At 72.6% G+C, this 12634-nt stretch carries 13 protein-coding genes and 1 pseudogene; 7 read left to right on the forward strand and 7 right to left on the reverse strand.

Going from position 1 to position 12634, the window contains the following annotated elements; all coding sequences use genetic code 11:
- Positions 1 to 333: 333 nt before the first annotated feature.
- The gene (locus tag ACFV2S_RS36730) at positions 334 to 1221 is read left to right on the forward strand and encodes an alpha/beta fold hydrolase (protein WP_385570293.1); all 888 of its coding nucleotides are present in this window, start codon (positions 334 to 336) and stop codon (positions 1219 to 1221) included.
- On the opposite strand, the gene ACFV2S_RS36735 is transcribed toward ACFV2S_RS36730, so the two are convergent.
- The gene (locus tag ACFV2S_RS36735; RefSeq protein WP_385570296.1) at positions 1205 to 2134 is read right to left on the reverse strand and encodes an NYN domain-containing protein; all 930 of its coding nucleotides are present in this window, start codon (positions 2132 to 2134) and stop codon (positions 1205 to 1207) included. The two genes, ACFV2S_RS36730 and ACFV2S_RS36735, sit on opposite strands and share 17 nt — an antisense overlap.
- 175 nt (positions 2135 to 2309) lie before the next feature.
- Between ACFV2S_RS36735 and ACFV2S_RS36740 the strand changes: the two genes are divergently transcribed.
- Complete coding sequence (locus ACFV2S_RS36740; RefSeq protein WP_086024648.1) at positions 2310 to 2462, forward strand: hypothetical protein; 153 nt, start codon at positions 2310 to 2312, stop codon at positions 2460 to 2462.
- Positions 2463 to 2551: 89 nt separating this feature from the next.
- Here the strand turns inward: ACFV2S_RS36740 and ACFV2S_RS36745 are convergent, their stop codons facing one another.
- The 4 genes from ACFV2S_RS36745 to ACFV2S_RS36760 all read right to left on the reverse strand — a co-directional run bounded on the left by ACFV2S_RS36745 (position 2552) and on the right by ACFV2S_RS36760 (position 5687).
- Entirely contained in the window at positions 2552 to 3157 is a 606-nt protein-coding gene (locus ACFV2S_RS36745) for a MarC family protein (RefSeq protein WP_383792112.1), read from the reverse strand.
- Between the two features lie 225 nt (positions 3158 to 3382).
- Positions 3383 to 4243 carry a PHP domain-containing protein gene (locus ACFV2S_RS36750; protein ID WP_383792115.1) on the reverse strand — a complete coding sequence of 287 codons (861 nt, stop codon included), beginning with the start codon at positions 4241 to 4243 and terminating at the stop codon, positions 3383 to 3385.
- A 91-nt stretch (positions 4244 to 4334) separates the two neighbouring features.
- Positions 4335 to 4973, reverse strand: coding sequence for a DUF6758 family protein (locus tag ACFV2S_RS36755; RefSeq protein WP_041131110.1), 639 nt, complete (start codon positions 4971 to 4973; stop codon positions 4335 to 4337).
- Positions 4974 to 5102: 129 nt separating this feature from the next.
- Complete coding sequence (locus ACFV2S_RS36760; protein ID WP_385570305.1) at positions 5103 to 5687, reverse strand: suppressor of fused domain protein; 585 nt, start codon at positions 5685 to 5687, stop codon at positions 5103 to 5105.
- Positions 5688 to 6103: 416 nt separating this feature from the next.
- On the opposite strand from ACFV2S_RS36760, the gene ACFV2S_RS36765 reads away from it, so the two are divergent.
- Together ACFV2S_RS36765 and ACFV2S_RS36770 are read left to right on the forward strand one after the other, a co-directional pair.
- Complete coding sequence (locus ACFV2S_RS36765) at positions 6104 to 7231, forward strand: magnesium and cobalt transport protein CorA (RefSeq protein ID WP_383792122.1); 1128 nt, start codon at positions 6104 to 6106, stop codon at positions 7229 to 7231.
- A gap of 25 nt (positions 7232 to 7256) precedes the next feature.
- Complete coding sequence (locus tag ACFV2S_RS36770; RefSeq protein ID WP_385570311.1) at positions 7257 to 7763, forward strand: hypothetical protein; 507 nt, start codon at positions 7257 to 7259, stop codon at positions 7761 to 7763.
- Positions 7764 to 7811: 48 nt separating this feature from the next.
- On the opposite strand, the gene ACFV2S_RS36775 is transcribed toward ACFV2S_RS36770, so the two are convergent.
- Entirely contained in the window at positions 7812 to 8570 is a 759-nt protein-coding gene (locus ACFV2S_RS36775) for a hypothetical protein (RefSeq protein WP_385570314.1), read from the reverse strand.
- Positions 8571 to 8874: 304 nt separating this feature from the next.
- On the opposite strand from ACFV2S_RS36775, the gene ACFV2S_RS36780 reads away from it, so the two are divergent.
- The 3 genes and pseudogenes from ACFV2S_RS36780 to ACFV2S_RS36790 form a co-directional block, all read left to right on the forward strand.
- Entirely contained in the window at positions 8875 to 10146 is a 1272-nt protein-coding gene (locus ACFV2S_RS36780; RefSeq protein WP_383792130.1) for a magnesium transporter MgtE N-terminal domain-containing protein, read from the forward strand.
- On the forward strand, positions 10136 to 10693 hold the full coding sequence (locus ACFV2S_RS36785; protein WP_383792133.1) for a DUF1003 domain-containing protein: 558 nt from the start codon (positions 10136 to 10138) through the stop codon (positions 10691 to 10693). The genes ACFV2S_RS36780 and ACFV2S_RS36785 overlap by 11 nt, the downstream gene beginning before the upstream one ends.
- Positions 10694 to 10737: 44 nt before the next feature.
- Positions 10738 to 11868: pseudogene (locus tag ACFV2S_RS36790) on the forward strand (Mrp/NBP35 family ATP-binding protein); the annotation flags it as partial.
- Between the two features lie 110 nt (positions 11869 to 11978).
- Here ACFV2S_RS36790 and ACFV2S_RS36795 read toward each other — a convergent pair.
- Positions 11979 to 12581 (reverse strand): hypothetical protein, encoded by a 603-nt coding sequence (locus ACFV2S_RS36795; RefSeq protein WP_385570320.1) that lies wholly within the window; start codon positions 12579 to 12581, stop codon positions 11979 to 11981.
- Positions 12582 to 12634 lie beyond the last annotated feature (53 nt).

Here is a 12634-nt window from a genome sequence, read left to right on the forward strand (position 1 = left end):
CTTCGCCCACGCCCGTGTGGGCAATCGTCCCGCTTGGGGGTCCCCCCTGGACGAAGTCCTTGGGGGAGGGACGGGTGGGCACACGGGACGGCGCCCTTCAGCGGCGCCTCCGCGTTCCGCGCCCTGGCCCGCACCACTAGGTGCCGTCACCGGCGGTGCGGGTTCAGACACCACAGCCTCTGGCGCCGGCAAGGGCGCCGTTCCGTTGTGCCCACCCGTTCCGCCCCTTGCGGAACGCCTGCCCACAACGGCGGGGCGCAGCCCACAACGGGGCGGGGCGAAGGCCCACAACCGCGGGGCGCGGGCCCCTGGTGGCGGGGCTACAGTCCACGTATGAGCAAGCCCCGTTCCCTCGCGCTGCCGCCCCGCACCCGTGCCCGGCGGCTGGAGACCGCGCGCGGGCCGTTCGCCGTGCTGGACGCGGAGCCCGCGGGCGAGCGGCGGGGCACGGTGCTGCTGCTGCCCGGGTACACCGGCAGCAAGGAGGACTTCCTCGCGCTGCTCGGCCCGCTGAGCGCGGCCGGGTACCGGGCGGTCGCCGTGGACGGGCGCGGCCAGAACGAGACGCCGGGCCCCCGGGGCCGGGCCGCCTACCGCCGCCGGGCGCTCGCGCTCGACGCGGTGGCGCAGTCCGCGGCCCTCGGCGACGGCCCGGTGCACCTGGTCGGCCATTCCTTCGGGGGCCTCGTGGCGCGCGCGGCGGCCGCGCTCGCACCCGCCGCGTTCCGCTCGCTCACCCTGCTCTCCTCGGGGCCCGGCCGGGTCGCCCGCCCGCAGCGGATCCGGATCCGGGTGCTGCGCGTCTCGCTCGCGGTGCTGCCGAAGGAGCGGGTGTGGCAGGCGATGTGCTGGCTGGACAGCCGGGGCGAGGAGCCCGACACGGCGGACGCACCGGAGCTGGCGGGTTTCCTGCGGCGCCGCTGGATGCGCACCCGGATCGCCCAACTCTCGGGCGCCGGGCGGCTGCTGCTGGACCGTCAGGACGGTACGGAGCAGCTGGCCGCGCTGCGCCTGCCGCTGCACGTCGCGTACGGCTCGGACGAGATGGTCTGGGCGCCCGCGGACCTCGCGGTGGCGGCCGCCCGGACCGGGGCGCACCGCACGGTGGTGGCGGGCGCCGGCCACTCCCCCAATGTGTCGCATCCGCAGGAGCTGGCGGACCGCCTCACCGGTTTCTGGCAGCGGGCGGACTCCCCCGCCGAGGTCAGTACTGCGCCTTGAGGTGCTGCCAGAAGCCGTCGCGCAGCGCCCGCCGGAGCGAGGCGTGGCCGCGCAGTGAGCGGCTGAGGAGGCGCTCGGCCTCGACGAGCAGGTCCTGGTCGACCGGTCCGGGCAGGTAGGGGGCGCCCGGCAGGAGTTCGGCGAGCCGGTCCCTGCCGCGTTCGCCGAGCCAGGTCGCGGCGATCTGGGCGCCGACGAAGCGCACCTCTTCGCGGGAGGGCGGCGGCTCGCCCTCGTTCTCGTAGGTGGTGACGGGGCGGCGCGTGACGTAGGGGCGGCAGAAGTCGAGCTCGAAGGTGCGCTGGCTGTCGACCTCCCAGAGCAGCGCCTCGGCCTGGTTGCGCCCCTCGGCGGCCTCGATGCCCCAGAGGTGGACGCGGGCCCCGTAGCCCTGGGCGGCCTCGACGGCCGAGACGAGGTCCTCGTCGCCGCCGACGAGGGCGGCGTCGCTGATGGCCCGGTGGCGGGCGAGGGACTCCAGGTCGGTGCGGATGAGGGAGTCGACGCCCTTCTGCTGGTTGTTGGCGTTGAGGTTGCCGAGGCGGACCTTGACGTCGGGGAGCTCGGCGATGGCCTGCTGCTCGGGGGTGTGGATCCGGCGGCGGGCCCCGTCGTACCAGTAGACGCGGAGGAGTCTGCTGTCCGCGAAGATCGTGCGGGCCTTGTCGATGAAGGCCTCGATGAGGCCCTCCGCGTCGAGGTCGAAGGAGCGCCGGTCCTCGGTGCCCGCCACAAGCAACCCGGCCGCAGCATGGACGTAACCCGCGTCGACGAAGATGGCGTGGGTGGACGGGGTCTTGGCCACCTCGGCCAGCATCCGCTGGAGGAGCTCGTTGGTGCGCTCCAGGCGGGCGTCCAAGGCGCGCAGTCGGGTGTCGGTCTCGGTCACGTGGGGGGTGTCTGCGTCGTTCATACGGGGCTCATTCTCCGCCGCTCCGGGTCCGTCCGCCACACCCTCCTACCCGCTGGTAGTTAGACATCCGAAAATTTTCCTTAGCGTAAGGAATGTTTGCAGGGTGCACGTCGTTGGACCCGTATGTAACGCAGTTCTCCATCAGGAGGATCAACTCAGACGAAGGGAGAAGCCTGTGCGCTTCGAAATCCTGCGCCTCGACGACATCGACGGTACGCCCGTCGACCGGACCGTCGTGGACGCCGCCTCCGTCAATCGGATCGTGCAGCAGGCCGCCTCGATCGGCCAGCGCATCTGGATCCGCCCCGCCGAGACCTCGGCCTCGTAGCAGGCCGGGTTCCACACCACGCACCGCGCCCCCGCACGGACTTCGCAGAAGCGGAATCCGTACGGGGGCGCAGTGGTTCCCGCGGGGCGTCAGGAGTTCTGGATCACCTGGGTGACGCCGTTGATGATCTGCTGCACCGCGATGGCGGAGAGCATCATGCCGGCGAGCCGGGTCACCAGGACGACGCCGCCGTCCTTGATGACGCGGATGATCAGCAGCGAGTACCGCATGGTCAGCCAGAGCACGACGTGCATGGCGGCGATGGCGGTCCAGACGGAGACCTGCGAGGCCACGCTGTCGGCGTTCTGCACGGCGAGGATGACCGAGACGATCGCGCCCGGCCCGGCCAGCAGCGGCATGCCGAGCGGGACGAGGGCGACGTTGACGTCCTTGGTCTGCTTGGGCTCGTCGGTCTTGCCGGTCAGCAGGTCGAGCGCGATGAGCAGCAGCAGGAGACCGCCCGCGATCATCAGCGCGGGGACGGAGACGTGCAGGTAGTCCAGGATCTGCTGGCCCAGGAGACCGAAGACGGTGATGACGCCGAAGGCGACGGCGACGGCCTGCCAGGCCATCCGGCGCTGCACCTTGGCCGGGCGGCCGGAGGTGAGGGCGAGGAAGATCGGCGTGATCCCGGGAGGGTCCATGATCACGAAGAGGGTGAGGAACAGCGAGCCGAAGACGGCGACGTCGAACACGGTGGGGTGCCTTGCGGGAGAGGTGGAACGGTGGGGTGTGCCCCTACGGGACGGAATGCGGGATTCCGCCGTCGGGGCAGGAGGAACGCCGCCCCGCGCACGGCGGGGGAGCCGTACGGGCGGCGTGCGAAGGGAAGGGCGCGGGCGCACGCGCCGCACCGTCCCGGACGGCGGGCACGACGGCCTGCCGCCGGCACGAGGGCGGCGGGAAGGGGCCCGGAGGGGCTAGAACGCTCCCCCGGCGCCGGGGACCGGGAAGGCACCCGCCGCACGGCGGGTGATCTCGCCGTAGATCTCGGGGTCGGTGGTGTACTCGCCGGGGCGACAGGTCTTGCGGCTGCCGTGGTAGTCGCTGGAACCCGTGGTCAGCAGACCGAGCTCCTTCGCGAGTCCGCGCAGCCGGGCGCGCGTCGCCTCGTCGTGGTCCATGTGGTCGACCTCGACGCCGTCGAGACCGGCCTCGGCGAGCCGGGCCATCGAGGCCTCGGAGAGCACCTGGCCGCGCTTGACGGCGAGCGGGTGCGCGAAGACGGTGACGCCGCCGGCCGCCTTCACGAGGCGGATCGCGTCGACCGCGTCCAGCTCGTGCTTCTCGACGTACGCCCGGCCGCCGTCGGCGAGCCACTCGGGCGTGAACGCGCCGGACACGTCCCGTACGACCCCGAGCTCGACGAGGGCCTCGGCGATGTGCGGACGGCCGACGGAGCCGTCGCCGGCGATCCGGGCGACCTGGTCCCAGGTGACGGGGACGCCGAGCTCCTGGAGCTTGGCGACCATGCCGCGGGCGCGCGGCACCCGGTCGTCGCGGACGAGTTCGCGCTCGGCGAGGAGCGCCGGCTCCTCCGGGTCGAAGAGGTACGCGAGCATGTGCAGCCCGACGCCGTCCATCCGGCAGGAGAGCTCGGCCCCGGTGACGAGGGTCATCCCCGCGGGCAGGGCGGCGATCGCCTCGGCGTGGCCGCGGGTGGTGTCGTGGTCCGTCAGCGCGACGACGTCGAGACCGGCCGCGGCCGCGTTCCGGACGAGCTCGGCCGGGGAGTCCGTACCGTCGGAGGCCGTGGAGTGGGTGTGCAGGTCGATGCGCACGACGCGGTACTCCAGGGGCTCGGCACGGAAAGGGGACGCTCCAGCATAACGGGCGAATCGAACACGCCCGTACGGAACGTCACGACACCCCCTAGCCGAGCAGCCTCGGGGTGAGCGCGCCGCAGGGCAGCAGATCGACCTCGGCGCCCGCGTCGCGCAGGTCCGTGAGGACCAGCTCGTCGTACATCAGGAGGCCGGACTGCTCGGGCCAGACGATCGCCCACAGCCAGAGGCCGCGCGCCTCGCCCGCGAAGACCGCGCGGTCCTGCGGGGCGCCGGTGACGTGCCAGAGCGGGGTGGGCCGGCCGGCGGCGAGGACCTTCGCCTGGGGCGGCTTGTCGATGGCCATGCCGGAGCCGGGATCGAGGCCGTCGATGCCGGCGTACCGCGCGCCGAGTCCGACGCCGAGCTCCTCGGCGACCAGGAGCAGCTCGCCGATCCCGCCGAGCGGGCCGGGCCCGGAGCAGGCGACGGCCGTGGCGCGCCCGCCGCTGCGGTCGTCCCCGGCGTAGGCGACTCCGGTGAAGAGCCAGCCGACGGGCAGGGGCCACGGCATCCAGACGGGGACGTGGGACCGGTGCACCACGACCCCGAGGCCCTCGACGCTGGGCGGGATCACGGGCTGGAGCGGGTGCACCGAGCCGTGCACGTCACACTGCCAGGAGTCGGCGAAGAGACCGGGCGCCCTGACCCGGCCACCGCACTTCGGACAACTGGGTTCGCCCCTCATAGGGCTCAACGGTCCTAGCTCTTCCGCCCCGCGTCAAGGACGGCCACACACGATCACCCGTCCGGCCCGGACCTTCACCCAGGGCAGCCGGCCGGGCATCCGCGCGCTCGCGGACCGGTCCGGCCCGGCTCAGTCCAGATCCACGGACCGGCGCAGCGGATCGCGCAGGTCCGTCCCCCGGGCCAGCCAGCGCTCCTCCAGGGGCTGGGCGCCGTGCACGCGCTTCCACGCCGCCTCGTTCGACGTCATCGGCAGCAGCGGCAGGAAGCGGACCGGGTCCATCGGCGCGTCGAGCTCCAGGTCCTCCACCAGGCCGCCCGGCTCCGCGACCAGCACCGAGCTGAAGGCGGCGCCCGGCCAGAGCGGGTCGCCGACGTCGAGCGAGGCGCCGGGGGCCACGATCACGCCCTCGACCTGCGGGGTGGCCGCGAGGACCGCGAGCGGGCGCAGCACCTTGTCGGTGTCGGCGAGCCCGGCCCGTACGGTGAGGACGAGCTCCGCGCGCGGGCCCTTGACCGGGTCGGCGAGCGCGGAGGTCGGATCGGCCATCGGCTGCGCGGACATCCCGAGGGTCGCGTACCGCACGAGGTCGCCGTCGACGAAGCGCAGCACCTCGATCCGGTCCGTGCCCAGGAAGGTCACCGCGGCCCGCGCGTCCGGTTCGCCGAGTGCCGTCCGCAGCCGGGCCTCGACCAGTGCAAGAACTTCTCCCATGCGGGGAGCATAGATCGCGTATGGAACGGGCAAAGTAAGGGATTGACCCTCTGTCGGCTGATAGTGTTGGCCACTGGTCGGGATTCCCGACTGCTCGTCACACGTCATCCCCGACAGGGGACCGGCCGGAGGAGGTGGGACTGCGATGGACCGAAGTCGATCGGGCAGTACCAGCCGCTCTTCCGCCGCTCCGCACCCCCGCCCGGTGCGCTCTCTCCGGTGACGTCCGGGTCCGGCACGGACCCGCCGCTCCGGCCTCTCGCTCGACGGAAGAGCATCTTCGCCTTTCCCTGTCTGTAGCGACCGCCGTCACCGCGATCCCTCGGTGCCGCCCGCTTTGTGGACGACGTACCTCCCCGTCCTCATTCCGGGCTGTGCCACGCTCGCCGACGGCCGATCCGTGAAGGAGCACGCCCATGTCGATGATCCGTGACCTCACCGCCGCCGTCCGCCCGAGCCTGCGGCAGTCCCTGCGCAAGACCCCCACCACGTACACCGCGTACGACCCCACCCGCGACCACTCGGCCTCCAGCGCCGTGGTCGACTGCGCCGTCTACCGCGACGGGCGGCGGATCGACGACCGCGAGTGCCTCACGCCGCGCGGCGCGATGCGCCAGGTACGGGAGAGCGGCGGCTTCGCCTGGATCGGCCTCCACGAGCCGACCGAGGCCGAATTCGCCGGTATCGCAGCCGAGTTCGGGCTGCACCCGCTCGCCGTCGAGGACGCCGTCCACGCCCACCAGCGGCCCAAGCTGGAGCGGTACGACGACACCCTCTTCACCGTCTTCAAGACCATCCACTACGTCGAGCACGCCGAACTCACCGCGACCAGCGAGGTCGTCGAGACCGGCGAGGTCATGTGCTTCACCGGCCCCGATTTCGTCATCACCGTCCGGCACGGCGGCCAGGGCTCGCTGCGCAACCTGCGCCACCGCCTGCAGGGCGAGCCGGAGCTCCTCGCCAAGGGCCCCTCGGCCGTCCTGCACGCCATCGCCGACCACGTCGTCGACGGCTACATCGCGGTCGCCGACGCCGTCGAGCTGGACATCGACCAGCTGGAGATCGACGTCTTCTCGCCCGCCGCGAAGGGCTCCACGCGCGGCACGGACACCGGCCGGATCTACCAGCTGAAGCGCGAGGTACTGGAGTTCAAGCGGGCCGTCACGCCGCTGCTCCGTCCGATGCAGCTGCTCAGCGAGCGGCCGATGCGGCTCGTCGACCCCGACATCCAGAAGTACTTCCGGGACGTCGCCGACCACCTCGCCCGGGTCCAGGAGCAGGTCGTCGGCTTCGACGAGCTGCTCAACTCGATCCTCCAGGCCAACCTGGCGCAGGCGACGGTCGCGCAGAACGAGGACATGCGCAAGATCACCTCGTGGGCGGCGATCGTCGCCGTCCCGACGGCGGTCTGCGGCGTGTACGGCATGAACTTCGACCACATGCCGGAGCTGCACTGGAAGTACGGCTACCCGATGGTGCTCACCGGCATCATCGCGGTCTGCTTCACCATCCACCGCACGCTCAAGCGCAACGGCTGGCTGTAGGAACCCGCCCGCTAGGCTTCGCGCCATGACAGAAGAGCTGCTCGGGTCCGCCCTCGTCGAGGAGGCCACCAAGAAGTCCGGCCTGGTGTGGGTGCGCGGCACCGGACCCGCCCGCGCGCTCTGGCACGTCTGGCACGACGGCGCCGCGCACGTCGTCGGCGACGGCCCCGGCGAGCAGCCGCTGCCGGGTCTGGTCGACGGCGGTACGGCCGAGGTGACCGTCCGCAGCAAGGACAAGGGCGGCCGGCTCGTCGCCTGGACCGCCGCCGTCCGCGAACTCGCCCCCGGTACGGAGGAGTGGGACGCGGCGGTCGCCGAGCTGAAGGGCAAGCGGCTCAACGCCCCGGACGGCGAGGCCGTGCCGGAGCGCTGGGCGCGCGAGTGCCGGGTGGTGCGGCTCGATCCCCGGTCCTCGACCACGGAGCTGCCGGACGGCTCCCTGGCGGCCGTCCCGCTGCCGACGGCGGCGAACACCCGCCGCCCGGTCCCGGCGGCGCTGCCGAAGCTGCTGTTCCGGAAGAAGCGCCGCTAGCGCCTGCCGTGTCGACGGGCCGGGCCGGCCCGGTCGACACGACATCCCCTAGGTGCGCGGCAGCTGCTTGCCGTAGTCGAGGGTCTCCTCCTTGGACGGCTCCGTGAGCGGGAAGTCCCTGCCCCACTCCGAGAGCACCAGGACGCCCCCTCCGCCGCCCCGCGCGAACTGCACGGGGTAGGGCTCGCCGTCCAGGGAGACGTCCAGGGTGCCGCCCTCGCCGTCGGCGCCGCCCTTGACCTTGATCGTGCGGACGCCGCCGATCTGGCTCCGGTCGCCCTTGACCTTCTCGCCGTGCAGGCCGATCAGCCCGTCGAGGAGGGAGCCCATGTCGGTGAAGCCGCGCAGCTGCTTGTACGAGGGGTCGCCCTGCGGGACCTTCACGTACTTGTCGTCGAGCGTGTCGGCGGCCTCGGTGTCGGCCTCCGTGGGCGCGTGGGTCGCCTTGTCATCGTGGGCCCAGAAGCCGGCGTCGGCCTTCAGGTAGAGCGCGTCGCCGACCCGCAGCAGCTCGAAGGTGCTGTTCTTCGTCGTCACCGAGCCGGTGGCACCGTCCTGCTTGAGGCGCATGTTGAGCTTGAAGGTGCCGCCCTTGCTGACCAGGGTGCCGGAGAGGCGTACGGACTTCGCCGCGTCGGCCGTGGTCTGTGCCTTCTGCTCGATCTCGGGTGCGGAGAGTCTCCCCACCCCGTTCGTCCCCTCGTCCGGGTCCGCGGCGCAGGCCGTGATTCCCACGGTCAGTCCGGCGCAGAGCGCCAGGGGCGTGACCGCCCTGCGGATACGCGATGACGGGGTGCGAACGGCCATCTGCGCTGCCTCTCGTGTCATGGGGGGGCGACGGGCGGGGCCCGTGGGGGATGCCGAGGGGTGGCCGCGTCCGGGCCGGGCGGAAGGGCCGGGTCCGGTGCCGGGGCCGAAGGGGGGAACGGCAGACCGCAGCGTACCCGGGACAGGTGAAGGGCCCCGCAGGCAGCCGTACGGAGGTGCTGCCGGGGCGGTACGGAACGGCACGGGCTAGCCTGAACCCGGCACGGCTCTGCGATCACCGGCAGAGTTCCGTGACGACTCGCATCGGCGACTCGAATCGTGCGGCACCGAGGAGGCGCGTGGCATGGCGGCAGGCGCCCCCCGGATCTTCGTCTCCCATCTCGCCGGTGTCCCCGTCTTCGACCCCGTCGGCGACCAGGTCGGCCGGGTCAGCGACCTCGTCGCCATGCTCCGCGTCGGCCGCAGGCCGCCCCGGCTGCTCGGCATGGTCGTGGAGGTGCTGAGCCGCCGCCGGGTCTTCGTCCCCATGACCCGGATCACCGGAGTCGCCTCCGGCCAGGTCATCACCACCGGCGTCGTCAACATGCGGCGCTTCGAGCGGCGCCCCACCGAGCGGCTCGTCCTCGGCGAGCTCCTCGACCGGCGCGTGACCCTGGTCGAGTCGGGCGAGGAGGTCACCGTCCTCGACGTCGCCATCCAGCAGCTGCCCGCCCGCCGCGACTGGGAGATCGACAAGGTCTTCGTCCGCAAGGGCAAGGGCGGGGTGCTGAGCCGCAGGGGCGAGACGCTGACGGTCGAGTGGTCGGCCGTCACCGGCTTCTCCCTGGAGGAGCACGGGCAGGGCGCCGAGAGCCTGCTGGCGACCTTCGAGAAGCTCCGGCCCGCCGACCTCGCCAACGCCCTGCACCACCTCTCCCCCAAGCGGCGCGTCGAGGTCGCCGCCGCCCTCGACGACGACCGGCTCGCCGACGTCCTGGAGGAGCTGCCGGAGGACGACCAGGTCGAGATCCTCGGGAAGCTGAAGGAGGAGCGGGCCGCCGACGTCCTGGAGGCGATGGACCCGGACGACGCCGCCGACCTGCTGTCCGAGCTGCCCGAGGAGGACCAGGAGCGGCTGCTGACCCTGATGCAGCCGGACGACGCGGCCGACGTGCGCCGCCTCCTGGCGTACGAGGAGCGCACGGCGGGCGGTCTGATGACGACCGAGCCGATCGTGCTGCGTCCGGACGCCACCGTCGCGGACGCCCTCGCCCGGGTCCGCCAGCAGGACCTGTCGCCGGCGCTCGCCGCGCAGGTGTACGTGTGCCGGCCGCCGGACGAGACGCCCACCGGCAAGTACCTGGGGACGGTGCACTTCCAGCGGCTGCTGCGCGACCCGCCGTTCACCCTGGTCAGCTCGATCGTGGACAGCGATCTGCCGCCCCTCGGCCCGGACACCCCGCTGCCGGCGGTCACCAGCTACCTCGCCGCGTACAACATGGTCGCCGCGCCGGTGGTGGACGAGAGCGGCTCGCTGCTCGGCGCGGTCACCGTCGACGACGTGCTGGACCACCTGCTGCCGGACGACTGGCGGGAGACCGAGTTCCACGAGGAGGGGGCGCGGCATGGCCGCTGAGCGCACGCAGGACCGGGAGCGCGAGCGGTCCGTGCCCCGGATCCGGCTCGACCTGCCGCGCGAGCGGCGGTCCCGGCTGCTGCCGGAGTACGACCCCGAGGCCTTCGGCCGGCTCTCGGAGCGGATCGCGCGCTTCCTGGGGACGGGGCGCTTCCTGGTCTGGATGACGCTGACCGTCGTCGTCTGGATCGGATGGAACGTCTTCGCGCCCGCGTCGCTGAGGTTCGACGAGTACCCCTTCATCTTCCTGACGCTCGCGCTGTCCCTCCAGGCCTCGTACGCGGCGCCGCTGATCCTGCTCGCCCAGAACCGGCAGGACGACCGGGACCGGGTCAACCTCGAACAGGACCGGAAGCAGAACGAGCGGTCGATCGCGGACACCGAGTACCTGACCCGGGAGATCGCGGCGCTGCGGATGGGCCTCGGCGAGGTCGCGACCCGCGACTGGATCCGCTCGGAGCTCCAGGACCTGATCAAGGAGCTGGAGGAGCGCCGGGATCTATTCCCGTCCGGCGGCGACCGGGGAAGTGACGTACCCGACCGTTGACAGCCCTTTCATGGGCCGGTGGTCGGCGCCGTACCATCGTCGGTATGGCTACGGAAGACGCGGTGCTCGAAGCACTGGCGACGGTGAACGACCCTGAGATCAACAAGCCGATCACTGAGCTCGGCATGGTCAAGTCGGTGGAGATCGAACCGGACGGCAAGGTGGCCGTCACGGTCTACCTGACCGTCTCCGGCTGCCCGATGCGCGACACCATCACGCAGCGCGTGACCGAGGCCGTCTCCCGGGTCGAGGGCGTCACCGGTGTCGACGTCTCGCTGGACGTGATGAGCGACGAGCAGCGCAAGGAGCTGGCGGCGGCGCTGCGGGGCACGAGCGCCGAGCGCGAGGTCCCGTTCGCGAAGCCGGGCTCGCTGACCCGGGTGTACGCGGTGGCCTCCGGCAAGGGCGGCGTCGGCAAGTCCTCCGTGACCGTGAACCTGGCCGCGGCGATGGCCGCCGACGGCCTGAAGGTCGGTGTCGTCGACGCCGACATCTACGGTCACAGCGTGCCGCGGATGCTGGGCGCGGACGGCCGTCCGACCCAGGTCGAGAACATGATCATGCCGCCGTCGGCGAACGGCGTGAAGGTCATCTCCATCGGCATGTTCACCCCGGGCAACGCGCCGGTGGTGTGGCGCGGCCCGATGCTGCACCGCGCGCTCCAGCAGTTCCTCGCGGACGTGTACTGGGGTGACCTGGACGTCCTCCTGCTCGACCTGCCCCCGGGCACCGGCGACATCGCGATCTCGGTGGCGCAGCTCGTGCCGAACGCGGAGATCCTGGTCGTCACCACCCCGCAGCAGGCGGCGGCCGAGGTCGCCGAGCGGGCCGGCTCGATCGCGGTCCAGACCCACCAGAAGATCGTCGGCGTCGTCGAGAACATGGCGGGCCTGCCGTGCCCGCACTGCGACGAGATCGTCGACGTCTTCGGCACGGGCGGCGGCCAGAAGGTCGCGGACGGTCTGACGCAGACCACGGGCGCGACGGTCCCGGTCCTCGGCTCGATCCCGATCGACGTGCGGCTCCGGGAGGGCGGCGACGACGGCAGGCCGGTCGTGCTCTCCGACCCGGACTCCCCGGCGGGCGCGGCCCTCCGCGCGCGCGCGCCACCGCTGGGGGGCGGGCTCCGGGGCGAGCCGGGCACGACCGTGGCCACCCCCCCCCCCAACAGGTTTGGAGACGCCGGGCGCCGGCCCCCCCGGGGGGGGGCCCCCCTTCCGTGTCTCCAGGCCCGTACGCGGCTTCCAGGCGCCGTCCACGGCTAGTGGAGCCGTGCACGGCCTTCCTAGGCGCCGTACGCGCCGAGGTCCTTCACCTGCGCGAACCCGAGCCCGTACGCGCTCATCCCCCGCCCGTACGCCCCGATGTGCACGTCCCCGGCGGAGCCGGCCAGGACCCAGCCGAACTCGGACTCCCGGTAGTGGAACGGCACCGGCACGCCGTCCACCGGCAGCGACAGGGCCGACCAGGCCGGTCCTTCGAGGTCGTCGGCGAGCTCGAAGGCCGTCTCCGTCTGCTGGTCCAGCCAGTGGTCCCGCAGCGCGTGGTCGAGCGAGGCGGGCCAGGTGTGGGCGAGGAGCCCGGAGCCGGCCAGCCAGGCGGCGGAGGAGACCGTCGTGGCGTCGAGGACGCCGGTCCCATCCCCGGTGCGGCGCACGGGGTTCGCCGCGACCGTCACGACGACGGCGAAGCGCTCCTTCTCCGCGCCGGCCTCGGACCTTATCGACGGCTCGTCACCGTGGCCCGTCGAACCGTGCTGGACGGTGCCGTCCGCCGCCGTGCCGATCTGCATCAGCCGGCGAGGACCGGTGAACGCCTCGTCCAGCCCGTACCAGGCGAAGGGTGCGCGCAGAAAGCCATCGGCTTCCACCCGACTCGTCGTCTTCATCTCGGCCGCCTCCTCGTTCCGTCAACAGAGGGAGGATAGCCACCGGGGAGCAG

Source organism: Streptomyces sp. NPDC059695, from assembly GCF_042733785.1.
GTDB lineage: Bacteria > Actinomycetota > Actinomycetes > Streptomycetales > Streptomycetaceae > Streptomyces.